Genomic DNA, 26,166 nt, shown 5'->3' with positions numbered 1-26,166 from the left:
CGGCGCCCCGCCGAACACAACGACCGCAACGCCCGGATCGCGGCGGTCTGTCGCCGCCGGCGGCCGCGTCGGCGCCCATGCTCGGGTCACGGCCCCGGCCCGCCGCACCGGGGCGACCGTCTCGCCACCGGAGGCCCGCGCATGGCCCAGGACACCGCCGTCCCCGAGCCGGACGCGCTCCCGGGCGGCGCCGCGGGCGGCGGTCCGCCGTCCCCCGCCGCCGCGCCGGCCGGCCGCCTGCGCCCGGTCCCCGTGGCGCGGCTCGCGATCCCGGTCGCCGTCGGCGCGGTGCTGTGGTGGGTGCCGCCGCCGTCCGGGGTGGACGCGCCGGCGTGGCACATGTTCGCGATCTTCGTCGCGACGATCGTCGGCGTCATCGCCCGCCCGCTGCCGATGGGCGCCGTCACGGTCGTCGGCATGGTGGCCACGATCGTCACCGGCGTCCTGGAGCCGGGCGAGGCGCTGTCCGGCTTCTCGAACACGACGATCTGGCTGATCGTCGTCGCGTTCTTCATCTCGCGCGGCGTGATCAAGACCGGGCTGGGCGCCCGGCTCGCGCTGTTCTTCGTCTCCCGCCTGGGACGCAGCCCGCTGGGCCTGGCGTACGGCCTCGCCGCGACCGACCTGCTGCTCGCCCCTGCCACGCCGTCGAACACCGCGCGGGCCGGCGGCATCATCCAGCCGATCGTCCGGTCGATCTCCGCGTCCTACGGCAGCGAGCCCGGGCCGACCTCCCGGCGGATCGGGTCCTACCTGACGAGCACCGCGTTCCACGTCAACGCGGTGACCTCGGCGATGTTCCTCACCGCCATGGCGGGCAACCCGCTCGCCGCGCAGCTCGCGGGCGACCAGGGCGTCGACATCTCCTGGGGCACCTGGGCGCTCGCGGCGCTCGTGCCGGGCCTCGTCGCGCTGGTCGTGGTGCCGGTCGTGGTCCGCGCGGTCGACCCGCCCGAGGTCCGCCGCACCCCCGAGGCGGCCGACCGGGCCCGCGCCGCGCTGCGCGACCTCGGCCCGCCGTCCTCCGGGGAGAAGGTGGTGACCGGCACGATCGTCGGCCTGCTGCTGCTGTGGACGCTCGGCGACGCGCTGCTCGACGTGTCCGCCACCACGACCGCGCTGATCGGCCTGGTCGCCCTGCTGCTCACCGGCGTGCTGACGTGGGACGACGTGAAGGCGGAGACGCAGGCCTGGGACACGCTGGTCTGGTTCGCCGTGCTGGTCATGATGGCGACCCAGCTGAACGCGCTCGGCCTCATCCCCTGGCTCAGCGGCGAGATGTCCGCGCTGGTCGGGGACATGGGCTGGCAGCAGGCGTTCGTGCTGCTCACCCTCGTGTACTTCGCCAGCCACTACCTGTTCGCGTCCAACACGGCCCACGTCTCCGCGATGTACGCCGCCTTCCTCGCCACCGCGATCATGGCCGGCGCGCCGCCGGTGCTCGCCGCTCTCGTGCTCGGCTTCATCTCCAGCCTGTTCGCGTCGCTGACCCACTACTCGTGCGGCCCGGCCCCGGTGCTGTTCGGCTCCGGGTACGTGCCGGTCGTCCGCTGGTGGCGCACGGGCGGCCTGGTGGCGGTCGTGAACATCGCGATCTGGATGGGCGTCGGCGGGCTCTGGATGCGGCTGATCGGCCTGTGGTGACGCCCCGCGCCCCGGCGCCCTCCGACGCACGGCCCCACCCGCCCCGGACCCAGGAGACCGCGATGAGCACGACCCCGACCGAGATCCCCGCCGGCTTCCGGCTCGAGCACGACACGATGGGCGACGTCCTCGTACCCGCCGGCGCGTGCTACCGGGCGCAGACCCAGCGGGCGGTGCAGAACTTCGCCATCTCCGGGACCCGTCTGCACCCCCGGCACGTCGCGGCCCTCGCCGAGATCAAGCGGGCCGCGGCGCTCGCGAACGCCGAGCTCGGCGTGCTGCCCGAGGACGTCGCGGCCGCCGTCGCCGGCGCGGCGGAGGAGGTGGCGGCCGGCCGGTGGGCCGACCAGTTCCCCGTCGACGTGTTCCAGACCGGCTCCGGGACCTCGTCGAACATGAACGTGAACGAGGTGCTCGCCACCCTGGCCACCCAGCGGCTCGGCCGGCCGGTGCACCCCAACGACCACGTGAACGCCTCGCAGTCGTCGAACGACGTGTTCCCCGCCTCGATCCACGTCGCAGCGGCCCAGGGCGTGCTGACGGACCTGCTCCCGGCGCTCGACCACCTGGCCGTGACGCTCGAGGCGCGCGCGGCCGAGCACGCCGACGTGGTGAAGGCCGGGCGCACGCACCTGATGGACGCCACGCCCGTGACGCTCGGCCAGGAGCTCGGCGGGTACGCCGCCCAGGTCCGGCTCGGGATCGAGCGGGTGGAGGCGGCGCTGCCCCGGCTGGCCGAGCTGCCGCTGGGCGGGACCGCGGTGGGCACCGGCATCAACACCCCGCCGGGCTTCCCCCTACGGGTGATCGCGCTGGTCGCGGACCACACCGCCCTGCCGCTCACCGAGGCCCGGAACCACTTCGAGGCCCAGGGTGCGCAGGACGCCCTGGTCGAGACCTCCGGCGCGCTGCGCACGGTCGCGGTGTCGCTGGTGAAGATCTGCAACGACCTGCGGTGGATGGGCTCGGGCCCGCGCACCGGGCTGGCCGAGATCGCGCTGCCGGACCTGCAGCCGGGGTCGTCGATCATGCCCGGCAAGGTGAACCCGGTGATCCCGGAGGCGGTGCTCATGGTGGCCGCGCAGGTCATCGGGAACGACGCCGCGGTGGCGTTCGCCGGGACCACCGGCTCGTTCGAGCTCAACGTCATGCTGCCGGTGATGGCGCGCAACCTGCTGGAGTCCGTCGCCCTGCTCGCCAACGCCGCGACGCACCTGGCGGACAAGTGCGTGGCCGGCCTGGTCGCCGACCGGGACCGCTGCCGGCAGCTCGCGGAGTCCTCGCCGTCCGTCGTCACCCCGCTCAACCGGCTGATCGGCTACGAGGCGGCCGCGGCGGTGGTCAAGCACGCGGTGGCGCACGACCTCACCATCCGCGAGGCGGTGCTCGGCCTCGGCCACGTCGCCGAGGGCCGGGTCACGGTCGAGCAGCTCGACGCCGCGCTCGACGTGCTCGCGATGACGGCGCCGGCGGAGCGCTGATGCAGACGGTCCGCACGGACGTCGCGGTCGTCGGCGGCGGGGGAGCGGGGCTGCGCGCGGCGATCGCGGTCGCCGAGGCGCACCCCGAGCTCGACGTCACCGTGCTGTCGAAGGTGTACCCCATGCGCTCCCACACGGTGGCCGCCGAGGGCGGGGCCGCGGGCGTGGTCGGCGCGGACGACTCCCTGGAGCAGCACTTCGCGGACACGGTGTCCGGCGGGGACTGGCTCTGCGACCAGGACGTCGTGCAGTACTTCGTCGAGCACGCCGCGCACGAGATGTACCGCCTGGAGCGGTGGGGCTGCCCGTGGAGCCGGACCGACGACGGCGCGGTGGCGGTGCGGCGGTTCGGCGGGATGAGCCGGCCGCGCACCTGGTTCGCCGCGGACAAGACCGGGTTCCACGTGCTGCACACGCTGTTCCAGACGTCGCTGCAGCACCCGTCGATCGCGCGGATGGACGAGTGCCTGGCCCTCGAGCTCGTGGTCCGGGACGGCCGGGTCGCGGGCGTGCTGGCCTACGACCAGCGCGAGGGGTACCCGGTGCTCGTCGAGGCGGCCGCGGTCGTCCTGGCCACCGGCGGCGCCGGGCGGCTGTACGCGCAGAACACCAACGGCGCGATCGTCACCGGTGACGGCATGGCGATGGCCTACCGGGCCGGCGCCCCGCTGCGGGACCTGGAGTTCGTGCAGTACCACCCGACCGGCCTGCCCGGCTCCGGCATCCTCATCACCGAGGGCTGCCGGGGCGAGGGCGGCGTCCTGCTCAACGCCGAGGGCCGCCGGTACCTCCAGGACTATGGCCTCGGCCCGGAGACGCCGGTCGGCGAGCCGAGGAACAAGCACATGGAGCTCGGCCCGCGGGACCGGCTGTCCCAGGCCTTCTGGCACGAGCAGCAGGCGGGGCGCACCGTCGCGACCCCGCGGGGCGACGCCGTGCACCTCGACCTGCGGCACCTGGGCCGGGCGTACCTGCGCGAGCGGCTGCCGCTGATCTGCGAGCTCACCGAGCAGTACCTCGGCGCCGACCCGGCCACCGCGCCGATCCCGGTCTGCCCGAGCGTGCACTACTCGATGGGCGGCATCGAGACGGACGTGACCACCGCGACGCCGCTGCCGGGGCTGTTCGCGGTGGGGGAGTGCGCGTCCTCCGGGCTGCACGGCGCCAACCGGCTCGGCTCCAACTCTCTCGCGGAGCTGGTCGTCCTGGGCCGGGTGGCCGGGGAACGGGCCGCCGGGTTCGCGCTCGCGGAACCCGCCCCGGCCGACCCCCGGGTGCGCCGGGACGCCGCCGACGCCGCGGCCCGGCACCTGTCGCTCATGGGCCGGGGCTCCGAGCCGCAGGTCGCGATCCGCGCGGAGCTCGGCCGGGCGATGGACGACGGCGTCGGCATCTTCCGCACCCGCGCGGGCATGCGGCGCACCGTCGCCGCCGTGCGCGACCTGAAGCAGCGGTACGCGGACGTCCGGGTGGCCGACACCTGCCCGGTCTACAACACCGACTGGGCCGCCGCGGTGGAGCTCGGCGCCATGCTCGACGTCGCCGAGGGGCTGGTCGCCTCGGCGCTCGCCCGCGAGGAGTCCCGCGGGTCGCACCAGCGGCTCGACGGGTTCGGCGAGCGCGACGACGAGCGGTTCCTCGCGCACACCCGCGCGTGGTGGACCCCCGACGGGCCGCGGCTGGAGCACACGCCGGTGACGATCACGACCTCGCCACCGGCCGCCCGGGCCTACGGGGCGGCCGGCGCGGGGACGGGCGGCACTGCGGAGGGCGGCGCGGGCGCGCCCGGCGGGACGCGCGCGACGGGGACCGAGGAGGCGGGCCGGTGAGCGGCGAGGTGCTCGGCACGATCACGGTGCGCGTGCAGCGCTACCGCCCCGACGTCGACGCCGCGCCCCACCTGGTCGACTACGCGGTGCCGTGGGGCCAGGACACCTCGGTGCTGGACGCGCTGACGTGGATCAAGGACCACCTCGACCCGACGCTCGCGTTCCGCTGGTCCTGCCGGATGGCGATCTGCGGGTCCTGCGGGTTCATGCTGAACGGCGCGCCCCGCCTGGGCTGCGAGCACTTCGTGCGCGACTACGCCCCGGGTCCGCTGGTCGTGGAGCCGCTGGCGAACCTCGCGGTCGAGCGGGACCTCGTCGTCGACCTCGAGCCGTTCATGGCGTCGCTGGAGCGGGTGCGCCCGTGGCTCGTGCCGGACCCGGACGACCCGCCGGGCGAGACCGGGAACCGGCAGACCCCCGAGCAGCTGCTGGCCTACCACGACTTCGCGATGTGCATCGACTGCCTGCTCTGCTACGCCGCCTGCCCGCAGGTCGCGCTCGCACCGGACTTCCTGGGGCCGGCCGCGATCACCGCGGCGGTCCGGTACGACAAGGACTCCCGGGACCACGGGAACGACGACCGGCTGCCGGCGCTGGACCGCGAGGACGGGCTGTGGGCCTGCACGTTCGTCGGCGCGTGCTCGACGGCCTGCCCCAAGGGCGTCGACCCCGCGGCGGCGATCCAGCAGGCGAAGGCGGCGACGGCGGCGGCGTGGGCGGCGGAGTTCCTGCTGCCGCGGCGCGGGGGCCGGTCGTGACCGCGGGGGAGCCGGCCCGTCGACCGCACCGCCCGCCCGTCCGCCGGACCTGGTTCCTCGCCACCCGCGAGCACCGGGCGTACGCGCTGCGCGAGGTGTCCAGCGTCGTCGTCGGGCTGTTCGTGCTCAACCTCGGGATCGGCCTGGTGTCCGCCCACCGCGGCGCCGACGCCTTCACCCGGTGGGTCGGGCTGCAGCGCTCGCCGGCCGTCGTCGTCCTGACCGTCGTCGCCCTCGCGATGGCCGTGGTGCACGCGACGACCTGGTTCCGGGCCACCCCGGCGATCATCCGGGTGCGTCGCGGTCGCTGGCACCTGCACCGGCGCTGGGTGGTGCTGGCGCACTACCTGCTGCTCGCCGCGTTCGGCGTCGTCGTCGTGCTCTGGCTCGGGAGGCCGTGATGCGTCGCTGGGAGGGGCGGACCCACGAACCGCTGTTCTGGGCCCTGTTCGGCGGCGGCGGGATGCTCGCCGTGTTCACCATGCCGGTGCTGGTGGTCGTCTTCGGCCTGCTGGTGCCGTTCGGGGTGCTCGGGGAACCGGCCGCCGTGCACGCGCGCGTCGCCGGCTTCGTGACGCACCCCGTCGGGGCGCTCGCGGTGTGCGTCGCGCTCGGCCTGGTGCTGTGGCACTGCTGCCACCGGACCTGGCACGCGCTGCGCGACCTGGGCCTGCACCCGCCTGAGGTGGTGCGGGCGGCGATCTACGGCGTGGCGCTGCTGACCCCGGCGGTCACCTACGCGCTGTGCCTGGCGGCGTGAGCCGGAGAGCGGCCGCCTGACGGGCGCGGCCGGCCCCGGGGTCGCCCCCGGGCCGGCCGCGGGCCCTCAGTGCGCCCGGTGCGGCACCGGCTCCGGCAGCCCCGCGTCCGCCCGGACCCGGCGGGAGAAGCCCTCGATCGACCGCAGCGCGTCCACCAGCTCCGGCACCCGGACGGTGAACGGCATGGCGTGGATCGTCTCGCCCTCCGCGGTCGCCGCCTCGGCCACCCGGGTCAGGTCGTCGACGTCGCCCGGCGTGAGCCCCACCTCGGTGAGCGTGTTCGGCAGGCCGACCCGGGTGGTGAACTCGACGAAGTCCCGGATCTCGTCCACCGGTGCGCCCTCGAGCACCAGCTGGGTCACCGAGCCGATGTTCACCTTCTGCCCGTGGGTCAGGCCGTGCGTCTGCGGCGCGGCGGTGAGGCCGTTGTGGATCGCGTGCGCGGCCGCGAGGCCGCCGGACTCGAACCCGAGACCCGAGAGCAGCGTGTTGGCCTCGACCACCTTCTCCACCGACGGCGTGACCAGGTGGTCGCGCACCGCGTCGATCGCCGGGAGCGCGTGCTCCCAGAGGATGTCCCAGGACAGCCGGGCCAGCGCCGTGCCGGTGGCGGTCGGCAGCCCGCCGGCCATCGTCGTCCCGTCGCCGCGGGCCACGGCGCGGGCCTCGATCCAGGTGGCGAGCGCGTCGCCGACCCCCGCGACGAGGAACTTCACCGGCGCGTTCGCCACCAGCCGGGTGTCCACGAGCACCAGGTCGGGGTTGTGCGGGAAGAACCGGTACTCCTCGAAACCGCCCTCGTCGTCGTAGATCACGGACAGCGCCGAGCACGGGGCGTCGGTCGAGGCGACCGTCGGCACCGAGACCCACCGCGCGCCCGCGAGGTGCCCGGCGGCCTTGACCGCGTCGATCACCGAGCCGCCGCCGACGCCCACCACGACGTCCGCGCCGAGCTCCGTGACGCGGGCGGCGATCGACTCCACCGCCGCGGCCGTGGCGTACACCCCGAACCCGTCGCGGGTCAGCGGGAGCCCGGCCGCGTCGAACGACCGGGTGACGGCGTCGCCGACGAACGACCACACCGTGTCGTCGGCGACCACCAGCGGGGTGCGGCCGATCGGGGCGACCAGCTCGCCGAGGCGCTCGATCGCGCCGGGGCCCTGGGCGTAGCGGGACGGGCTGATGAGGGTGCGGACGGGCGGGTGATCCTGGATCGCGGACACGGCTCCTCCTGGCGGGGTTCGCGTCGGCGCCGGGACGTCGGTCACGGTCCTCGTCGGCCGCCGACCCCTCCACCGTACGGACCGGCCCCACCGGCCCGCCAGGGCACGTGGTCGCTGGTCCGGGGCGCGCAGTAGGGTCGCGGCATGGCACTCACCGAGGACCCGCGCACCGCACCGTCGATCCGCTGGGGCATCCTCGGCGCGGGGGGCATCGCCGCCGCCTTCGCCGACGCCGTCCGGAGCAGCACCCGCGCCCCGCTCGTCGCCGTCGGCTCCCGGGACCGCACCCGGTCCGAGCGGTTCGCCACCGCCCACGGCATCCCCACGACGCACGTCGGCTACCGCGACCTGGTCGAGGACCCGCAGGTCGACGCGGTGTACGTCGCCACCCCGCACTCCGAGCACCGGGAGCACGCGCTGCTCGCGATCGCCGCCGGCAAGCACGTGCTGGTGGAGAAGGCGTTCACGCGCAACGCCGCGGAGGCGGAGGAGGTGTTCGCGGCCGCGCGCGCCGCCGGGGTGTTCGTCATGGAGGCGATGTGGACGCGGTTCCTGCCGCACGTCGCCGCCGTGCACCAGGTGATCGACTCGGGCGAGATCGGCGAGATCGTCGCCGTGCACGCCGACCACGGCCAGTACTTCCCGTTCGACCCGTCCCACCGGCTGTACGACCCGGCGCTCGCGGGCGGGGCGCTGCTCGACCTCGGCGTGTACCCGGTGGCGTTCGCGCAGGACTTCCTCGGCGTGCCGACCCAGGTGCGGGCGGTCGGGGCGCTCACCGAGACGGGCGTCGACGGCCAGCTCGCGATCGTGCTCAGCTACGGCGACCGGACGCAGGCGGCGCTCACCACGACGCTCTGGGCGAAGACGCCCACCACCGCGGCGATCAGCGGCACCGAAGGCACGATCACGATCGACGGCTCGTTCTACGCGCCCACGTCGTTCCGGGTGACCCGGCGCGACGGCCGGACCTGGACGTTCGACCAGCCGGTCGAGCGCGGGCTGCAGTACGAGGCCGCCGAGGTCGCGCGCCGGGTCGCCGAGGGCGCGACGGAGAGCCCGCGGATGACCTGGGCGGACACGCTCGGCGTGCTGCGGACGATGGACGAGGTCCGGGCGCAGGTCGGGGTCGTCTACCCGGGCGAGTGACCCGGCCCGCCCGTGCCCCCGGCGCCCGGTGCGCCGGGGTGTCGGCGGGGGTGGATACCCTGGCGCGCGTGACGCAGCCCCACCCGCCGGCGCCCCGGCCCCTCCCGACCGTGCCCGGCGGGCTGTTCGTCTCGTTCGAGGGCGGGGACGGCGCGGGGAAGTCCACCCAGTCGCGCCTGCTCGGCGAGTGGCTGGTCGCGCTCGGCCTGACCGTCGTGCTGACCCGCGAGCCCGGCGGCACCGACCTGGGCCGGGTGCTGCGCCGCGAGGTGCTGCACGGCGAGCACGTCGACGCGCGCACCGAGGCGCTGCTGTACGCCGCCGACCGGGCGCACCACGTCGCCTCGCTGGTGCGCCCGGCGCTCGCGGCGGGCTCGGTCGTCGTGACCGACCGGTACCTCGACTCGTCCGTGGCGTACCAGGGCACCGGCCGCGACCTCGGCGCGCAGGAGGTCGAGGACCTGTCCCTGTGGGCCACCGGCGGGCTGCTGCCCGCGCTCACCGTGCTGCTCGACCTCGACCCCGCGGCGGGCCTCGGCCGGCTGCGCGCGCGCCCGGACCAGCCGGACCGCCTGGAGAGCGCGGGCGACGACTTCCACCGCCGCACGCGGGAGGCCTTCCTGGCCCGTGCGGCCGCGGACCCGGGGCGCTGGCTCGTGCTGGACGCCGCCCGGCCGGTGGCGGAGATCGCGGCCGACGTGCGCGCGCGGGTGGCGGCGCTGCTGGGTGTCGAGCCCGGTGCGGTGCCGGACGCGGGCGGCGCGCGATGAGCACCGTCTGGGACGACGTCGTCGGGCAGGAGCCGGCCGTCGCCGTGCTGCGCGAGGCGGTCGCCGACCCGTCGAGGATGACCCACGCCTGGCTGATCACCGGGCCGCCCGGCTCCGGCCGGTCCAACGCCGCGCGCGCGTTCGCCGCGGCGCTCCAGGACCCCTCCGGGGACCCGCGGAGCCCGGGCTGCGCGACCGTCCTGGCCGGGACCCACCCCGACGTCACCTTCGTGTCGACCGAGGGCGTGGTCATCCGCGTCGACACCGTCCGGCCGCTCGTCGAGCTCGCCCAGCGGGCCCCGTCCCAGGGCCGGTGGCGGGTCATCGTGGTCGAGGACGCGGACCGGCTCAACGAGACCTCCGGCAACGTGCTGCTCAAGGCCATCGAGGAGCCGCCGCCGCGCACCGTGTGGCTGCTCTGCGCGCCCAGCCCGCAGGACGTGCTCGTCACCCTGCGGTCCCGGAGCCGCTCGGTCGCGCTCCGGGTGCCGCCGGTCGAGGCCGTGGCCGACCTGCTCGTGCGCCGGGACGGGATCGACCCCGGCGTCGCCCTCGTCGCCGCGCGCGCGGCGCAGTCGCACGTCGGCGTCGCCCGCCGGCTGGCCCGGGACCCCGAGGCCCGCGCGCGCCGGTCCGCGGTGCTGCGGATCGCGCCCCGGCTGCGCGGCGTCGGCGACGCGGTGCTCGCCGCGGCGGAGCTGGTCGAGACCGCGCAGGCCGACGCGAGGGCGGCGACGGAGGAGCGGGACGCCGCCGAGCGGCAGGCGCTGCTGCACGCGCTCGGCGCCGAGGGGCTCACGGTGGTCCCGCCGGCGCTCCGCGGGCAGGTCAAGCAGCTCGAGGACGAGCAGAAGCGCCGCGCCACCCGCGCGCAGCGCGACGTGCTCGACCGCGCGATGGTCGACCTGCTCTCGTTCTACCGGGACGTCCTCGTGCTCCAGCTCGGGGCGGGCGTGGACCTGGTGAACGCCGAGCACGAGGAGGCCGCCCGCTCGGTCGCCGAGTCCTCGACCCCCGAGCAGACCGTGCGCCGGATGGGCGCGGTGGGGGAGGCGCGCACCCGGCTGGAGGGGAACGTCGCGCCCCTGCTGGCGGTCGAGGCGATGCTCATCGCCTTGCGCCCGCAGGCCTGAGGCCGCGCCGCACCGGGTGCCGCGGGCGGGCCGTTACCGTTGTCGGGTGACTCCCGCGCCGAGAGCCCTCAGCCGACCTGTGCCCGCGACCCGCCGCCGCGGGCCCGCCCGCGCCGCCGCCCTGGTCGCCGTCGCCGTGCTCGCCCTGGCGGGCTGCACCGCGCCGCGCGAGCAGACCGAGGTGACCACCGCCCCGACCGCCGCCGACGTCCGGGGCCTCGACGCGATCTACGCCCAGGAGCTCGACTGGCAGGCGTGCGGCGACCTGGAGTGCGCGACCCTCGTGGTCCCGCTCGACTACGCCGACCCGGACGGCGAGACCATCGAGATCGCGGTCAGCCGGCACCGGGCCGCGGGCGACCGGCTCGGCTCGCTCCTGGTGAACCCGGGCGGCCCGGGCTCCTCCGGCATCGACGCGCTGTCCTCCATCGCGATCCCGCGGTTCGGCGACGAGGTGGTGGACCGCTACGACCTCGTCGGCTTCGACCCCCGGGGCGTCGCCGCCTCCACCCCGGTGACCTGCGTCGACGGCCCGGAGATGGACGAGATCGTCTCCACCGACTTCGACTTCACCACCGACGAGGGCATCCAGGCGGCCGAGGACGCGTACGGCGCGTTCGGCGCGGCCTGCCTGCAGAACACCGGCCCGCTCCTCGGTCACGTGGACACGGTGTCCGCCGCCAAGGACATGGACGTCCTGCGGGCCGTCCTCGGCGACGACACCCTGACGTACGTCGGCTACTCCTACGGCACCCAGCTCGGCGCGACCTACGCCGCGCTGTTCCCGCAGCAGGTGGGGCGCCTGGTGCTCGACGGGGCGCTCGACCCCACCCTGACCTCCCAGGAGCTGTCCGAGGGCCAGGCGGAGGGCTTCGAGAACGCCCTGCGCGCCTACGTGGCGGACTGCCAGGCGGGCGCCGACTGCCCGCTGACCGGCTCGGTCGACGACGGGCTCGCGCAGGTGCGGTCGGTGCTCGACCGGGCACGCAAGTCCCCGCTGCCGACCGGCACCCCGCGGCCGCTCACCGGCACGCTCGCGTTCAGCGGCATCGCGCTGCCCCTGTACGACGAGGGGTCCTGGAGCTACCTGACGATGGGCCTCGACGCCGCGCTGTCCGGCGACGGCTCGATCCTGCTCCAGCTGGCGGACCTGTACTACGACCGCAACGCCGACGGCACCTACTCGTCCAACTCCACGGCCGCGTTCTGGGCGATCGGCTGCGCCGACGACCGCGGCACCACCGACGTCGCCGAGATGCGCGCCCAGGCGGCCGCCATCGAGGAGGTCGCGCCGACCGTCGGGTACTTCTTCGGCTACGGCGGCGTGATCTGCGACCAGTGGCCGGTGCCCGAGGCCGGCGGCCTGGACGACTACTCCGCCGCCGGTGCGGCGCCGATCGTCGTCGTCGGCACCACCAACGACCCGGCCACCCCGTACGCCTGGGCGGAGAGCCTCGCCGAGACCCTCGACTCCGGCCACCTGCTGACCTACGAGGGCGAGGGCCACACCGCCTACGGCCGGTCCAACGCCTGCATCGCGGACGCCGTCGACGCCTACCTGGTGGACGGCACGGTGCCCGCCGACGGGACCCGCTGCTGAGCCCTCGCGGCGCTCGCTTTGGAGGACCCGCCGTCCGCCAGGTACAGTGTCCGTGCTCGTCCGCCGGATCGGTGGGCGCGCGCCGCCTTAGCTCAGTCGGCAGAGCGTCTCACTCGTAATGAGAAGGTCAAGAGTTCGATTCTCTTAGGCGGCTCACGCTGGAGGCCCGGGATTCCTCGTGGATCCCGGGTCTCTTGCAGCAGTCCGGACGGCTCCCTCGGGGGTCGTCGCCCCCACCCTCCGCCGACGTCGTGCGGAGTGAGAGCAGTCGTCAGATCATCACCCTCAGTACCCGCACCACCACCAGCCCCGCCGACACCGCGCCCGTCCAGTGGCGCCAGGCGGACGAGAACCTCTGGGCCGCCACCGCCGGCGGCGAGTACGCCGGGCTCATCGCCCGCGACGTCGACGGCCACCACGTGAGCGACCACCTGTCGCGTCCCGTGGCCGTGACCCCGACCTGGGACCAGGCCGTCGCCGCGCTCGCCGCGGCCCGTCGCCGTCCCGCCGCGCCCGCCTGCCGCGTGCGCACCCACCACCGTCCGCGCCCGTCGTGGCGCGGCACCAGGATCCGCGTCCGCGGTTCCGGTCCTCGAACGAGAGAAGACATCATGACCACCGGCACCGTGAAGTGGTTCAACGCCGAGAAGGGCTTCGGCTTCATCGCCCCCACCGAGGGCGGCCCGGACGTGTTCGCGCACTACAGCGCGATCGCCTCCTCCGGCTACCGCTCCCTCGAGGAGAACCAGCAGGTCGAGTTCGACGTCACCGAGGGCCCGAAGGGCCCGCAGGCGGCGAACATCCGCCCGCTCTGAGCTGACGCGCGAACGCCGGCCGCCCCCCTCGGGGGACGGCCGGCGTTCTGCTGTCTCAGACCTGGCGGAAGCGCTGCACCATCGGGCAGTCGAACGGGTTGCGGGCGGCGAGGCCCACGTCGTTCAGGTACCGCACCACGATGGCGTACGAGCGCAGCAGCGTGGTCTCCGTGTACGGCACGCCGTTGCGCAGGCAGTGCTCCCGCACCAGGAGGCGGGCCCGGGCCAGGTGCGGGCGCGGCATGCTCGGGAACAGGTGGTGCTCCACCTGGTAGTTGAGCCCGCCCATCAGGGTGCTCATCGCGTGCCCGCCGGTGATGTTCCGGGACGTCAGCACCTGCTTGGACAGGAAGTCCAGCCGGCTGCCCTCCGGGATCATCGCCATGCCCTTGTGGTTCGGGGCGAACGACGCGCCCATGTACACCCCGAAGACCGCGAGCTGCACGCCGAGGAAGGCGAACCCGATCGCCGGGCCCAGGAACCACAGCACCGCGGCGGTGTAGACGCTGAGCCGCACGACGAGCATGGTCAGCTCCAGCGTGCGGGCACGGGACCGCTCCTGCGCCAGCAGGCTGCGGAACGCCGTCACGTGCAGGTTCAGGCCCTCCAGCGTCAGCAGCGGGAAGAACGCCCAGCCCTGCACGCGGGTGAGCGCGGCCATCACCCGGCTCTGCTTCGCGGCGTCGGAGTGCAGGAACACGATCGTGTCCGGCGCGATGTCCGGGTCCTTGCCGACGTGGTTCGGGTTGGCGTGGTGCCGCGAGTGCTTGGTCATCCACCACGAGTGGCTGATGCCGACCACGCCGTTCGCCAGGAGCCGTCCCAGCCGGTCGTTCGCCGGCCCCGACGCCAGCACCTGCCGGTGCGACGCCTCGTGCGCGACGAACGCGAACTGCGTCAGCACGATCCCGAGGCCGCCCGCGATCAGCAGCTGGAACCACGACCGGCCCAGCAGCACCGAGCCCGCGACGAGCGCCGCCAGGGCGATGCCCAGGCCGATCAGCAGCAGGACGTAGAAGCCCGGCGTGCGGTTCAGCAGACCCGCGTCGCGGATCTGGCGGGACAGCTCCTGGTAGGAGCCGGTCGTCGCGGTCTGGTTCGGCCGGGCGGGGGCCGCCGGTGCGGCGGCGGGTGCGGCGGGTGTCACGAAGCGCGCTCCGAAGGTGGGGGGTGGTCGACTTCCCAGCCGCGGGCGTGAGCGCGGACGCTCGTCGTTCGGATGCGTCCACGCTACGTGACCCGGCGCGGGAGCACCCGGGGGCTGTCCCCCCGATCGCGTGGGGATGTCGGGGAGGCGCGGTGGACGAGGGGGCATGGAGCCGCGGATCAGCGTGGTGACGCTCGGCGTCACCGACCTCGACCGGGCGTGCGCGTTCGACGAGGCGGTGGAGTGGCCCGCGCCACGCCGGCCCGACCGGGAGGTGGCGTTCTTCCAGGCCGCCGGGCTGGTGCTCGCGCTGTGGACCGGCGTCGAGGGGCGCGGGGCGCCGGGGCTCGAGCTCGCGTACGACGTGCGGGCGCCGGAGGAGGTCGCCCCGGTGCTCGACGCCGCCGCGGCGGCGGGCGGGTCCGTCGTGCGGCCGGCGGCCCTCGCGGAGTGGGGCGGGACCTCCGGGGCGTTCGCCGACCCCGAGGGGTACGTGTGGGAGGTCGCGCACAACCCGGAGTGGCCGATCGGGGAGGACGGGTCGGTCACGATGTGAGGCGCCCGGGCGGGCGCGGGTGTCGGGCGTCCGGTGCGTCGGCCCGGCGGGAGGCGTGGTCCGGCGTCGCGGTGTCCGCCGGTACGCTCGCGGCCGTGCCGTCGTACCGCGTGACCCTGGGCGTCGGGCTGCTGCACCCCGGCGTCGACCCCGCCGCCCTGCTGCCCGCCGCGGCGGACGCCGCCCGTGCGCTGACGAAGGTCGAGGCGCAGGACGTCGCGGTCGTCGCGGGGGAGGCGCGGCTGGTCGTGCGGTACCTCGCAGGGGACGACGACGGCGCCGCGCGCATCGGGCGGCGCGTGACGCACCGGGCGCGGGAGCTGGCGGAGGTGCGGCGGGTCGACGTCGCGCGACGCTCCGGGCCCCGCTGGATCCCGGTCGACCCGCTGCGCTGACCCACGGACCCCGCGCCGCCGTCTCCCCACCCCCGGACGACGCCGACCCTGCAGCAGGCGCGGGGTTCGAGCGTCCGGAACCCCGCAGCTCCTGCGGGCTCGGCGGGTCGCGGGGCCGTGGGGTCGGGGGGTCGCGGGGGCGCGGGGTCGCGGGGTCGCGCGGCGCGGGGCCGCGGGAGGTCGGCGGGTGGCGGGTCAGCCCCGCGCGCCGCCGTAGTGCGCCGCCAGCCGCGCGAACCCCTCGTCCAGGCTCACCGCCGGCGTCCACCGCAGGTCGGCCCGGGTCGCGCGCTGGTCGAACCAGTGCGCCGTCGACAGCTGCTCGGCGAGGAACCGCGTCATCGGCGGCTCGTCCGTGCCGGGGCGCAGCCGCCACGCGGCCTCCACGACGCCGCCCGCGGCCCGCGCGAGGCCCGCGGGGACCCGCCAGGTCGGCGGCCGGACGCCGCCCGCGCGGCAGATGCCGGCGAGCAGGTCGGCGACGGTCCGGGGCTCGCCGTTGGTGAGGACGTAGGCGTTCCCGTGGACCTCGGGCGCGCCCGCCCGGTCGAGCGCCGCGACGATGCCGTCGGCCGCGTTGTCGACGTAGGTGGTGTCGATGAGCGCGGCGCCCTGGTCGAGCAGCGGCAGCCGGCCGCGGGCCGCACGGTCGAGGACCCGCTCGACGAGCTGGGTGTCGCCCGGGCCCCAGACGAGGTGCGGGCGCACGGCCACGACGGCCATCCCGCCCTCGCCGCCGCGGTCGCGGTCGAGCGCCAGCAGCTCGGCCGCCGCCTTCGTGCGCGCGTAGTCGCCGCGGGCGTGGGCGGGGTCCGCGGGTTCGGCGCCGACGCCGACGAGCGACGAGCCGCCGTGCGCGACCGACGGCGACGACACCTGGACGAACTGCCGGACCCCGGCGCGCTCGGCGGCGTCGAGCAGGGTGGTGGTGCCGCCGATGTTGACCGCGTCGAACTCCTCGCGCGGCCCGGCGAGCGAGACCCGCGCCGCGAGGTGCACGACCGCGTCGACGCCGTCGAGCGCCGCGGCGACGGCGGCGGGGTCGGTCACGGAGCCCGCGACGTCCTGGACGCCGGGCACCCCGGACGGGCGGCGCTGCAGCGTGCAGACGTCGTCCCCGCGCCCCGCGAGCACGCGGGCCACCGCGCCGCCGAGCAGGCCGGACGCGCCGGTCACCAGGACGGTCACGGCGCACCCACCGGGCCGCCGGACAGCACCCGCGAGGCCCACGCCGCGAGCCGGGTGCGGTCGATCTTGGAGTTGTGCCGGACGTCGGTCGGCATCCGCGGCGCGACGAGGACGGCCGCGAGCGAGACCGGGGCCGCCGCCCGGACGGCCGCCGCCAGCCCGGCCGGCGCCAGGCCCGCCCGCCGGGGCGCCTCGTCGGCCGGCGGCTCGACGACGGCGACGGCCTGCTGCACGCCCGCGGGCCCGACGCCGACGACGGCGGCGCGGCGGACGCCGGCCACCCGCTCGACGTGCTGCTCCGGCCCCACCGGCGCCAGCGGCCCGTCGGCGGTCACGAGGACGTGGGCGAGCCGGCCCTCGATCCACAGCCGGCCCCGGGCGTCGAGGTGGCCGACGTCGCCGGTGCGGTGCCAGCGCCCGGCGGGGACGTCCCGCTCCGCGGCGCGGTCGGTGAGCCACAGCCGGTCGTAGCGCTGCTTGAGGTACGGGGCGGTGATCAGGACCTCGCCCAGCACGCCGGGGCTGTCCGACGGCGTGCCGGTCGCGGCCCCGTCGGCGTCGAGCGCGCTGACGAGCACCCGGCCCGGGGCGATGGGCCGGCCGACGCAGACCCCGGCGTCCGGGGCCGCGGCGGCGTCGCGGATGCCGTCGAGCGTGATGTCGGTGACGAGGAGGCACTCGGTCATGCCGTACGGGGTGTGCGCCTCGGCGGCCGGCATCAGCTCCGCCGCGGAGCCCAGCAGGTCGGCGCTGATCGGCGCCCCGGTCGACAGGAACGTCCGGACGCGGGCGAGCGCCGCGCGGTCGTCGGCGTCCAGCTCGTCGGCGGTGGCGACCACGTTGAGGATCGCCGCGGGGGACAGGAACACGATCGACCCGTCGGCCGCGCGCACCGCGTCCGCGACGGCGCGGGCGGTGAGCGTCCGGGGCGCCGACACGTCCATGTCCGGGGTGACGGACCGGGTGCCCAGGGCGGGACCGAGGAGGGCGAACGGCGCGAAGCCGGTCACCAGCCCGGTGTCCGGGCCGACGTCGAAGTGCGCCGCGAGGGCGTCGCGGAGCGCCGACAGCTGGGCGTGCGCGTAGACGACGCCCTTGGCCGGACCCGTCGACCCGGAGGTGAACAGGATCGCCGCCTCGTCGCCGGGGCCGGGCTCGGGCGGCAGGACCTCGTCCCGGCCCAGGTCGGCGACGTCGACGAGCAGGTGCGCGACGTCGAGCGCGCGCCGGGCCGCCGGGCCGAGCGGCTCGGCCGCGATCCGCACGCCGGGCCAACCGAGCGCGCGGGCGGCGACCAGGCCCTTGGTCTGGCCGATCAGCCAGTCCGGCTGGGCACCGCGCTGCGCGCGGGTCAGCCCTCGCGGACCGAGCCCCGCGTCGGCGACGACGACGACCGCGCCGATCCGCAGGCAGGCGTACACCAGCGCGGTGAGCGTGGGGCCCGGCTGGACGAGCAGCGACACCCGGTCGCCGCGCTGGACGCCGACGCGGCGCAGGCCGGCGGCGATCCGCCGGACCTGGCGCGCCAGCAGCCGCCAGGAGACGGTGCGCGGCCCGCCGTCGGCGGCCATGTCGAGCACCGCCGGGCCGGGGTCGTCGGCGCGGGCGTCGAGGCGGTCCCACAGCGGGGTCCACGGGGTCGTCGGCCGGGCGTCGTCCCCGGGCTGCGCGCCGGGGGCGGCGCGCAGGCCCGCCGCGGGGCCGCCGGGTGCGGCGGGGCCGCCGGGCGCGGCGGGGCCGCTGCCGCCGCCCGCGGGCACCTCGTCCGCCAGCCAGCCGAGCAGCGGGGTCGCCCAGTCGACGTCCTCCGCCACCAGGTGGCCGGCGCCCTCGTGCCGGTGCACCCGCGCCTGCGGCAGCCGGTCGACGAGGTCGTCCAGGTACCGGTCGCGGAACACCGGGTCGCGCGGGCCCCACTGCAGCAGGGCGGGCACCGTCAGGGCGGCGACCCCGGCGGCGATCCGGCGCAGCTCGGGGGCGCTGGGGTGGTCCCGGTGGCCGGGGATGTCGGCCACGAAGCCCTCGATCCCGCCGCGGTCCTCGGCGTGCCGGTACGGGGCGCGGTAGGCGTCCGCGACCTCCCGGGGCAGGCGCGGGTGCGCGAGCGCGAGCGTGGTCTCGAGGAACGCCGGCGTGGTCGCGGTCGCCAGGCGCAGCACCCGCCCGGCGGTGGCGGCGCGCAGCGGCGCCGGGATCGGCTCGCCGTCCGGGTGCGCGATGGCGGTGTTGAGCAGCGCGACCCCGGCGAGCAGCTCGGGGTGGTCGACCGCCCAGCCCATCGCGACGACGCCGCCCCAGTCGTGCCCCAGGACGACGACCGGGCCGGTCAGGCCGAGCGCCGTCGTGAACGCGTCGAGGTCCCGGACTCGCTCGGGCAGCGTGCGGTGCCGGCCGGTGCGGGCGGAGAAGCCCATGTCGAGCTGGTCGACGGCCACGACGCGCCACGCCGGGCCGCCCGCGGCCGCGGCGTCGAGCGTCGCGGGGAGCAGCGACCGCCACAGGTAGGACCACGTGGGGTTGCCGTGCACCGCCAGGACCGTGCCGACCGGGGTGATCCCGCGCGCGGCCAGCTCGGGGCCGGTGTCGAGGTGGTGCCAGGCGGGCTCGCCGACCCCTAGCCCGGTGTCGGGGGCGCCCTCGGGGAGCGGCAGCAGCCGGCTGAACCGCGGGTCCAGGCCGGGCAGCCCGGCGGGCGGGGCGGAGGCGGGACGGACGCGGAGCGCCGCGGTCACCAGGCGAGCTCCATCATCGCGGTGTTGATGCCCGAGCCGACGCCCATGAGCAGGACCCGGTCGCCCGACCGCAGGGAGTGCTGCTCCTCGACCAGCGTGATCGGGATCGACGCGGGGCCGACGTTGCCGAGGTGAGGGAAGGTCGTCGGGACGCGCTTCCGGTTGAGGCCGACCGCCTTGACGATGGCGTCGGTGTGCACCCGGGACACCTGGTGCGTGACGTACCGGTCCATCGACGACCAGTCCCAGTCGCGCTGCGCCTCGTGCCACGCGTCGACCACAAGCTCCAGCCCACCCTCGAGCAGCGCCCGGGCGTCGGTCAGCATCGCGTCGGCGCTGCCCACGCACAGGTCGTGGAAGCGGGTGGCCGCGCGGGTCACCCCGCCGAGGACCCGGTGTCCACCGGGGTTCTCGTCCGTCCGGCCGAGGACGGCCGCCGCCGAGCCCGAGCCGAGCGTCAGCGTCGCGAACTCCTCCATGAACTCCTCGCGGCCGACCTCCGGGCGGAGCAGGCGCTCGACGGTGGTCCGCTGGATGTCGTCGGCGTCCTCGCCGTTCACCACGACCGCGTACCGCACCTGGCCGGACTCGATCATCGTCGCCGCCAGGCTCATGCCGTTGATGAACCCGAGGCAGGCGTTCGCCACGTCGAAGTTCACCGCGTGGCTGCCGAGCCCGAGCCCGTGGTGCAGCCGCACCGCGACCGACGGCTCCAGGTGCTTGCGGGTCACCGACGTGTTGATCAGCAGCCCGACGTCGCCGGGGTTCACGCCCGCCTCGCGCAGGGCCTCGGTGCCCGCCGCGATCGTCGCGGTGTCGGCGTCCTCGCCCGGCCCCCAGTTGCGGCGCTCCTCGACCCCCGCGACGCGCTCGAGGACGGTCCGCGGCAGCCGCAGCCGCCGCAGGGCCGACCCCAACCGCTCCGAGATCTCGGCGGACGTGGTGATGCGACTGGGCAGCCGGCTCGCGACGGAGAGCAGCGAGACGTTGCCGAACCGGGTGGTGGCGTTACCGGACACACGGGCTCCAGACGTGCAGGGGACGAGCCGCGGCTCGTCGGGTACCGAGGGAGCCAGCATGCGGCAACCGGGCCCGACGCGCGCCACGGGGGCGCTGGTGCGACTCAGCGGGCGGTCCACCGGACGCTCGGGGCGGGGCACCACGGGGGGAACGAGCGCGGAGCCGCGCGGGTTCCGGGCGTCGCGGGTGGCGTGCACCACGTCGGGCGGGCGGGGGCCCTCCGGCGGCCGCCGTCCCTGGTGGGGCGGCCCGGCGGCGCCTAGGTTGAGGTCCATGACCGACGTGCTGGTGACCGCCGCCGACCTCGCCCGGGAGCTCGACGGCCCCACGCCCCCGCGGCTGCTCGACGTGCGCTGGGCGCTCGGCGGCCCGCCCGGGGTCGACGCCTACCGCGCGGGCCACCTGCCGGGTGCCGTGTTCGTCGACCTGGACACCGAGCTCGCCGCGCCGCCGAGCGCCGCGGAGGGCCGGCACCCGCTGCCCGACGTCGCCGACCTGCAGGCGGCGGCCCGGCGCTGGGGGCTGCGCGCCGGCGAGCCGGTCGTGGTCTACGACGACTCCGGGGCCACGTCGGCGGCGCGCGCCTGGTGGCTGCTGCGGTGGGCCGGCGTCGCGGACGTGCGGATCCTCGACGGCGGGCTGCCGGCGTGGGTCGCGGGCGGCGGGGCGCTCGAGACGGCCGAGCCGGCACCGGAGCCCGGCGACGTGACGCTCACGGGCGGGCAGCTGCCCGTGCTCGACGCCGACGGCGCCGGCCGGTGGGCCGACGAGGGCGTGCTGCTCGACGCCCGCGCCGCCGAGCGGTACCGCGGCGAGGTCGAGCCGGTCGACCCCCGTGCGGGCCACATCCCCGGCGCGGTCAGTGCGCCCACCGCCGACAACCTCGACGCCGACGGCCGGTTCCGCCCCGTCGACGACCTCACGGCGCGGTTCGCCGCCCTCGGGGTGCCCGAGGGCGGCGAGGTCGCGGTGTACTGCGGCTCCGGCGTCACGGCCGCGCACCAGGCGGCCGCGCTGGTCCTCGCCGGGCGGACACCGGTGCTGTACCCGGGGTCGTGGTCCCAGTGGTCCAGCGACCCGGACCGCCCGGTCGCCGTGGGGGAGTGACGCCCGGGCGTCAGCCCGCCGTGCGGCCGCCCGCCGAGGCCGCGCCGAGCCAAGTGTGCGGGTTCCGGTCCCAGCACCAGCCGAGCTTGGGCCGACGCTCGCTGATCCACACCGCCGGCACCCGCTGGTTCTGCGCCCGCGAGCCCATCAGCGAGAAGCACCGGTTCGGCCGCAGCATGTCCGGGCGCACCGCGACCAGCGCGATCCCCTCGGCGACCGTCAGCGGGGTCCTGCCGCGCCCGCGCACGGTCGCCAGGGCGTCCTCCGGGCGCACGTCGCAGAACTCGGTCCCGGTGTCGACGTCGAGCAGCAGGTAGGGGCGGGCGGGGACGTCCAGGTCCGGCAGCGGCCGGTAGCCGGCCATCTCCTCGTCGCCGATCACGCTCACGCCGGCCCTGGACCCGCGGCGCAGCGCCGGGACGGCGGCGTTCGCGTTCGCCGTCCCGCCGTCGAGCACCAGCACGAACGGCACGTGGTCGTCCGGGGCGACGGACGACGGGGCCGACGCGGCGCCGGCGGCGAGGGCGGCGCGCAGCGGGGCGACCGCGGCGACCAGGTCGGCCGGGGACAGGCCGTGCACCGCGGCGAGCCCGAGGTCCAGCTGGGCGCGGACCTGCCGGTCCAGCTCGGCGGCCGCGGGGGCGGCGGTGTCGAACGGCTCGGGCGCGCGGTCGGCGGCGGCGACGGTCGGCCAGGCGGGGTCGGGGGCGATGACGGGGACGGGCACGGGCGCTCCTCGGGGTCGTCGGTCCGGGAGGGGGTGAACGCCCGGGCCGCCCGGCGGGTTCCCGCGGGGCGCGCGGCCCCGCTCAGTCCTCCGAGCCCTCGGCCCTGGGCCGGTCCCGGTCCTTGCTCGGCTGCACGCGCTTCGGCTCGCCCGGCATCTTCGGGTACTCCGGCGGGTACGGCAGGTCCCCGAGGTCGTGGTCCCGCTCGTCCTTGGCGGCGAGCTCCAGCAGCCCGTCGAGCGCCCCCGGCGCGACGGCGTCCGTGCCGGGCGCGGGCGAGGTGCGCGCGACCAGCGGCGCGAACAGGTCGCCGACCTCGGCGAACCGGGCGGGCATCGACGTCACGTCGAAGTCGTCGGGGTGCACGTCGGCGACCTCCTCCCAGCGCAGCGGGGCGGAGACGGTGGCGCGGCGGTTGGGGCGGACGGAGTACGCGGAGGCGATCGTGCGGTCGCGGGCCATCTGGTTGTAGTCGACGAAGATCGCCTCGCCGCGCTCCTCCTTCCACCACTTGGTCGTGACCTGGCCGGGCAGCCGGCGCTCGAGCTCGCGGCCCAGCGCGATCGTCGCGCGGCGGCACTGCGTGAACGTCCAGCGCGGTTCGATCGGCACGAAGATGTGGATGCCGCGGCCGCCGGAGGTCTTGGGGAAGCCGGTCAGCCCGTGCTCGGCGAGGATCTCCCGGACGTGCGGCGCGACCCGGGCGGCGTCGTCGAACGTCGTGCCCGGCTGCGGGTCGAGGTCGATGCGGAGCTGGTCCGGCGCCTCGACGTCGGCGCGGGTCACCGGCCACGGGTGGAAGGTCAGCGTGCCGAGGTTCGCGGCCCACGCCACGACGGCGAGCTCCGTCGGGGTGACCTCGTCGGCGGTGCGCCCGGACGGGAACGTGATCGTCGTCGACTCGACGTAGTCCGGCGCGCCCTGGGGGACCCGCTTCTGGAAGAACGCGTCGCCCTTGTTGTCCACCCGGGTCGACAGCTTCGCGCCCTCGAAACACCCGCGCGGCCAGCGCTCCAGCGTCGTCGGCCGGTCGCGCAGGGCGCCGAGGATGCCGTCGCCGACGCTCACGAAGTACCGGACGACGTCGAGCTTGGTCAGGCCGCGGTCGGGGAAGTAGACCTTGTCGGGGTTGGAGACCCGCACGGTGCGGCCGCGCACCTCGATCTCCTCGGCGGGCACCTTCGACGGGCTCATGAGGGTCACGCTAGGGCCGACGGGGCCCGCGCGCACCCACCCGGCCCGGGCGGGGAGGGGTCAGGCGGCGGGGGTCGCGCCGCCGGCGGCGAGCGCGGCGTCCAGGTCCGCGAGGACGCGGCGGCACTCCTCGACGTCCCACGGGGTGCCGGCGATCTCGAACTCGAACAGCACCGGCCGGCCCGAGCGGGCCGCGATGTCCCGCGCGGCGTGCTGGTAGTACCGGCCGAAGTTCCGGTTCCCGCTGCCCATGACGCCGACCATGCGGCGGCGGTTGACGGGCGAGCGCAGGAACCGGCGCACCGCCTCGGGGATGGTGTCGTTGGCCTCGTTGCCGGTCTTGTACGACGGCGTGAGCAGCACCCAGGCCCCGTCGGCCTCCGACAGGCGGACCTCGCGCCGGGACAGGTCGAGCACCGGCCGGTCGAGCCGCAGCGCGAACGACCGCACGAGTCCGGAGCTCGACGAGTAGTAGTACACCGGGGTCTGCCGCACGCTCACGCCTCCGACCCTCCCCGCCCGGCGCCTGCGGCGCCGGGGACCAACGTCCCGCCTCCCATCGTCGGCCCCACGGTCGCCGAGTCTCCACTTCGCGTCTGCGAGCGGCGGCCGGCTCAGAGTCCGGAGATGGAGACTCGGCGAGGTGCTGGGGACGCAGGACGGCCGGGCGCCCCCGGAGGGGCGCCCGGCCGTCCGGGGCGTCAGCGGGTCAGAGCTGGTCGCCCGTGCCGCTCTCCGTCGGGGCGCTGGCGTCCGTCGCCGGGGTGCTGCCGCCGCGGGCCGCCGCGATCGACTCGTGCGCCGCCGCGACCACGGCGTCCGCCGTGATGCCGAACTCCTCGTAGAGCGTCTCGTACGCGGCCGAGGCGCCGTAGTGCTCGAGCGACACGGCGCGGCCGGCGTCGCCGAGGATCTTCCACCAGGACAGCGCGATGCCGGCCTCGACGGAGACGCGGGCCTTCACCGAGGACGGGAGGACCGACTCGCGGTAGGCCTCGTCCTGCTCGGCGAACCACTCCAGCGACGGCGCGGAGACCACGCGGGTCGGGACGCCGGCGGCCTCGAGGGTCTCGCGGGCCGCGACGGCCAGCTGCACCTCGGAGCCGGTGCCGATGAGGATGACCTCCGGCGTGCCGGTGGACGCCTCGAGCAGCACGTACGCGCCGCGGGCCACGCCCTCGGCGGACGCGAAGCCCTCCTCGCCGCGCGGGAACGTCGGGACGTTCTGCCGGGTGAGGATGAGCGCGGCGGGGCCGTCGGTGCGCTCGAGGATCGCCTTCCACGCCTGCGCCGTCTCGTTGGCGTCGGCGGGGCGGACGACCGCGAGGCCCGGGATGGCCCGGACGGCGGTGAGGTGCTCGACCGGCTGATGGGTCGGGCCGTCCTCGCCGAGGCCGATCGAGTCGTGCGTCCACACGTAGATCGCCGGCACGCCCATGAGCGAGGCCAGGCGGACGGCGCCGCGCATGTAGTCGGAGAACGTGAAGAACGTCCCGCCGTACGGCCGGGTCAGGCCGTGCAGGGCGATGCCCGACAGGATCGCGCCCATGCCGTGCTCGCGGATGCCGAAGTGCAGCGTGCGGCCGTACTCGTCGCCCGCGAACTCGTGGGTGGACCGCTCGGCCGGGATGAAGGACGGTTCGCCCTTCATGGTGGTGTTGTTCGAGCCGGCGAGGTCGGCGGAGCCGCCCCACAGCTCGGGCAGCACCGGCGCGAGGGCGGACAGCACCTCGCCGGAGGCGGCGCGGGTGGCGACGGCCTTGCCGGCGGGGAACGTCGGCAGCGCGTCGGCCCAGCCGGCGGGCAGCTTGCCGGCGCGCAGGCGCTCGAGCAGCTCGGCGCGCTCCGGGTTGGCCTCGCGCCAGGCGTCGAAGCCCTTGCTCCACTCGGCCTTGGCGGCGGCGCCGCGCTCGAGGGCCTTGCGGGTGTGCGCGATGACCTCGGGGTCGACGTCGAAGGACTTCTCGGGGTCGAAGCCGAGCACCTCCTTGAGGCCGCGGACCTCGTCGGTGCCCAGCTTGGAGCCGTGCGAGCCGTGGGTGTTCTGCTTGGTCGGCGACGGCCAGGCGATGATCGTGCGCAGGCCGATGAACGACGGGCGGTCGGTGACGGCCTTGGCGGCCTCGATCGCGGCGTGCAGCGCGTCCACGTTCTCCGTGTACTCGCCGCCCTCGGTCCAGTCGACGAACTGGACGTGCCAGCCGTAGGCCTCGTAGCGCTTGAGGACGTCCTCGGTGAACGCGATCTCGGTGTCGCCCTCGATCGAGATGTGGTTGTCGTCCCAGATCGCGATGAGGTTGCCGAGCTTCTGCGTGCCGGCGATGGACGAGGCCTCGGAGGACACGCCCTCCTGCAGGTCGCCGTCCGAGCAGATCGTGTACACGAAGTGGTCGAACGGGCTGGTGCCCGGCGCCGCCTCGGGGTCGAGCAGGCCGCGCTCGCGGCGGGCCGCCATCGCGAAGCCGACGGCCGAGGAGATGCCCTGGCCGAGCGGGCCGGTGGTGATCTCGACGCCCTTGGTGTGCTTGTACTCGGGGTGGCCCGGGGTCTTGGAGCCCCAGGTGCGCAGCGCCTCGATGTCCTCGAGCTCCAGGCCGAAGCCGGCCAGGTAGAGCTGGATGTACTGCGTCAGCGAGGAGTGGCCCGCCGACAGGATGAACCGGTCGCGGCCCAGCCAGTGCGGGTCCGCCGGGTCGTGCCGCAGCACGTTCTGGTAGAGCAGGTACGCGGCCGGGGCCAGGCTGATCGCCGTGCCGGGGTGGCCGTTGCCGACCTTCTCGACCGCGTCGGCGGCCAGGACACGCACCGTGTCGACGGCCTTGACGTCGAGCTCGGTCCAACCGACCTGCTGGGCCACAGGAGCCTTCGCGTTCACCGCACCTCATTTCCGCCCGGACCTCGGCGGCCCGGATCATCGGGGGTTGCTGCTCGCCCGG

Annotated in this window: 23 protein-coding genes and 1 tRNA gene; 15 read left to right on the top strand and 9 right to left on the bottom strand. The window is 76.1% G+C overall.

Annotated elements, in window-relative coordinates; genetic code table 11:
• The first annotated feature begins 141 nt into the window (after positions 1 to 141).
• The 6 genes from FS882_RS00190 (at position 142) to frdD (ending at position 6,472) form a co-directional block, all read left to right on the top strand.
• Positions 142 to 1,644: an anion permease gene (locus tag FS882_RS00190; RefSeq protein ID WP_158369637.1), complete on the top strand. Its 1,503-nt coding sequence runs from the start codon at positions 142 to 144 to the stop codon at positions 1,642 to 1,644.
• Positions 1,645 to 1,706: 62 nt separating this feature from the next.
• Complete coding sequence (locus FS882_RS00185) at positions 1,707 to 3,125, top strand: class II fumarate hydratase (RefSeq protein WP_158369635.1); 1,419 nt, start codon at positions 1,707 to 1,709, stop codon at positions 3,123 to 3,125.
• Positions 3,125 to 4,954: a fumarate reductase (quinol) flavoprotein subunit gene (frdA, locus tag FS882_RS00180; protein WP_158369633.1), complete on the top strand. Its 1,830-nt coding sequence runs from the start codon at positions 3,125 to 3,127 to the stop codon at positions 4,952 to 4,954. Before FS882_RS00185 ends, frdA begins: the two co-directional genes overlap by 1 nt.
• Positions 4,951 to 5,712 carry a succinate dehydrogenase/fumarate reductase iron-sulfur subunit gene (locus tag FS882_RS00175; protein ID WP_410053252.1) on the top strand — a complete coding sequence of 254 codons (762 nt, stop codon included), beginning with the start codon at positions 4,951 to 4,953 and terminating at the stop codon, positions 5,710 to 5,712. The genes frdA and FS882_RS00175 overlap by 4 nt, the downstream gene beginning before the upstream one ends.
• Entirely contained in the window at positions 5,709 to 6,113 is a 405-nt protein-coding gene (locus FS882_RS00170; protein WP_187365049.1) for a hypothetical protein, read from the top strand. Before FS882_RS00175 ends, FS882_RS00170 begins: the two co-directional genes overlap by 4 nt.
• Positions 6,113 to 6,472, top strand: a complete 360-nt coding sequence (gene frdD / locus FS882_RS00165; RefSeq protein ID WP_158369629.1) for a fumarate reductase subunit FrdD — start codon at positions 6,113 to 6,115, stop codon at positions 6,470 to 6,472. Before FS882_RS00170 ends, frdD begins: the two co-directional genes overlap by 1 nt.
• 66 nt (positions 6,473 to 6,538) lie before the next feature.
• Here frdD and FS882_RS00160 read toward each other — a convergent pair whose 3' ends face one another.
• Positions 6,539 to 7,696 (bottom strand): glycerol dehydrogenase, encoded by a 1,158-nt coding sequence (locus FS882_RS00160; protein WP_262347957.1) that lies wholly within the window; start codon positions 7,694 to 7,696, stop codon positions 6,539 to 6,541.
• Between the two features lie 144 nt (positions 7,697 to 7,840).
• On the opposite strand from FS882_RS00160, the gene FS882_RS00155 reads away from it, so the two are divergent.
• From FS882_RS00155 to FS882_RS00130, 6 genes are all read left to right on the top strand, one after another.
• Positions 7,841 to 8,845, top strand: coding sequence for a Gfo/Idh/MocA family protein (locus FS882_RS00155; protein WP_158369627.1), 1,005 nt, complete (start codon positions 7,841 to 7,843; stop codon positions 8,843 to 8,845).
• A 68-nt stretch (positions 8,846 to 8,913) separates the two neighbouring features.
• Entirely contained in the window at positions 8,914 to 9,615 is a 702-nt protein-coding gene (tmk, locus tag FS882_RS00150) for a dTMP kinase (RefSeq protein WP_262347956.1), read from the top strand.
• Positions 9,612 to 10,748 carry a DNA polymerase III subunit delta' gene (locus FS882_RS00145; RefSeq protein ID WP_158369625.1) on the top strand — a complete coding sequence of 379 codons (1,137 nt, stop codon included), beginning with the start codon at positions 9,612 to 9,614 and terminating at the stop codon, positions 10,746 to 10,748. Before tmk ends, FS882_RS00145 begins: the two co-directional genes overlap by 4 nt.
• 79 nt (positions 10,749 to 10,827) lie before the next feature.
• A complete protein-coding gene (locus tag FS882_RS00140) occupies positions 10,828 to 12,348 on the top strand; it encodes an alpha/beta hydrolase (protein WP_262347955.1) in 1,521 nt (506 codons plus the stop codon).
• A gap of 81 nt (positions 12,349 to 12,429) precedes the next feature.
• Positions 12,430 to 12,502 (top strand) — tRNA-Thr (locus FS882_RS00135).
• Positions 12,503 to 12,959: 457 nt separating this feature from the next.
• Positions 12,960 to 13,163, top strand: coding sequence for a cold-shock protein (locus FS882_RS00130; protein WP_154729687.1), 204 nt, complete (start codon positions 12,960 to 12,962; stop codon positions 13,161 to 13,163).
• A gap of 55 nt (positions 13,164 to 13,218) precedes the next feature.
• Here FS882_RS00130 and FS882_RS00125 read toward each other — a convergent pair whose 3' ends face one another.
• Complete coding sequence (locus FS882_RS00125) at positions 13,219 to 14,310, bottom strand: fatty acid desaturase family protein (protein ID WP_262347954.1); 1,092 nt, start codon at positions 14,308 to 14,310, stop codon at positions 13,219 to 13,221.
• Between the two features lie 166 nt (positions 14,311 to 14,476).
• Between FS882_RS00125 and FS882_RS00120 the strand changes: the two genes are divergently transcribed.
• Together FS882_RS00120 and FS882_RS00115 are read left to right on the top strand one after the other, a co-directional pair.
• Positions 14,477 to 14,866, top strand: coding sequence for a VOC family protein (locus FS882_RS00120; protein WP_158369619.1), 390 nt, complete (start codon positions 14,477 to 14,479; stop codon positions 14,864 to 14,866).
• Between the two features lie 95 nt (positions 14,867 to 14,961).
• Complete coding sequence (locus FS882_RS00115; RefSeq protein ID WP_158369617.1) at positions 14,962 to 15,261, top strand: hypothetical protein; 300 nt, start codon at positions 14,962 to 14,964, stop codon at positions 15,259 to 15,261.
• A 195-nt stretch (positions 15,262 to 15,456) separates the two neighbouring features.
• Here FS882_RS00115 and FS882_RS00110 read toward each other — a convergent pair whose 3' ends face one another.
• The 3 genes from FS882_RS00110 to FS882_RS00100 are packed head-to-tail and all read right to left on the bottom strand — an operon-like array spanning position 15,457 to position 20,200.
• Positions 15,457 to 16,449, bottom strand: a complete 993-nt coding sequence (locus FS882_RS00110) for an NAD-dependent epimerase/dehydratase family protein (protein WP_158369615.1) — start codon at positions 16,447 to 16,449, stop codon at positions 15,457 to 15,459.
• The gene (locus tag FS882_RS00105) at positions 16,446 to 19,181 is read right to left on the bottom strand and encodes an alpha/beta fold hydrolase (RefSeq protein ID WP_158369613.1); all 2,736 of its coding nucleotides are present in this window, start codon (positions 19,179 to 19,181) and stop codon (positions 16,446 to 16,448) included. Before FS882_RS00105 ends, FS882_RS00110 begins: the two co-directional genes overlap by 4 nt.
• Positions 19,178 to 20,200 (bottom strand): 3-oxoacyl-ACP synthase III, encoded by a 1,023-nt coding sequence (locus FS882_RS00100; protein ID WP_262347953.1) that lies wholly within the window; start codon positions 20,198 to 20,200, stop codon positions 19,178 to 19,180. Before FS882_RS00100 ends, FS882_RS00105 begins: the two co-directional genes overlap by 4 nt.
• Positions 20,201 to 20,474: 274 nt before the next feature.
• On the opposite strand from FS882_RS00100, the gene FS882_RS00095 reads away from it, so the two are divergent.
• Positions 20,475 to 21,308: a sulfurtransferase gene (locus FS882_RS00095; protein ID WP_158369609.1), complete on the top strand. Its 834-nt coding sequence runs from the start codon at positions 20,475 to 20,477 to the stop codon at positions 21,306 to 21,308.
• Positions 21,309 to 21,318: 10 nt separating this feature from the next.
• Here FS882_RS00095 and FS882_RS00090 read toward each other — a convergent pair whose 3' ends face one another.
• From FS882_RS00090 to tkt, 4 genes are all read right to left on the bottom strand, one after another.
• Positions 21,319 to 22,035, bottom strand: a complete 717-nt coding sequence (locus tag FS882_RS00090; RefSeq protein WP_262347952.1) for a DUF5701 family protein — start codon at positions 22,033 to 22,035, stop codon at positions 21,319 to 21,321.
• 82 nt (positions 22,036 to 22,117) lie between these two features.
• Positions 22,118 to 23,230, bottom strand: a complete 1,113-nt coding sequence (gene ligD, locus FS882_RS00085; RefSeq protein WP_158369607.1) for a non-homologous end-joining DNA ligase — start codon at positions 23,228 to 23,230, stop codon at positions 22,118 to 22,120.
• 60 nt (positions 23,231 to 23,290) lie between these two features.
• Entirely contained in the window at positions 23,291 to 23,725 is a 435-nt protein-coding gene (gene nrdI / locus FS882_RS00080) for a class Ib ribonucleoside-diphosphate reductase assembly flavoprotein NrdI (protein WP_158370357.1), read from the bottom strand.
• Positions 23,726 to 23,939: 214 nt separating this feature from the next.
• Positions 23,940 to 26,105 (bottom strand): transketolase, encoded by a 2,166-nt coding sequence (gene tkt / locus FS882_RS00075; RefSeq protein WP_158369605.1) that lies wholly within the window; start codon positions 26,103 to 26,105, stop codon positions 23,940 to 23,942.
• Positions 26,106 to 26,166: the final 61 nt, after the last annotated feature.

Origin of the sequence: Cellulosimicrobium cellulans (assembly GCF_007679345.1) — a bacterium.
In the GTDB taxonomy this organism is placed as follows: Bacteria; Actinomycetota; Actinomycetes; order Actinomycetales; family Cellulomonadaceae; genus Cellulomonas; species Cellulomonas cellulans_A.
Note: the sequence above shows the minus strand (reverse complement) of the source record. Positions and strands in the feature narration are given on the sequence as shown.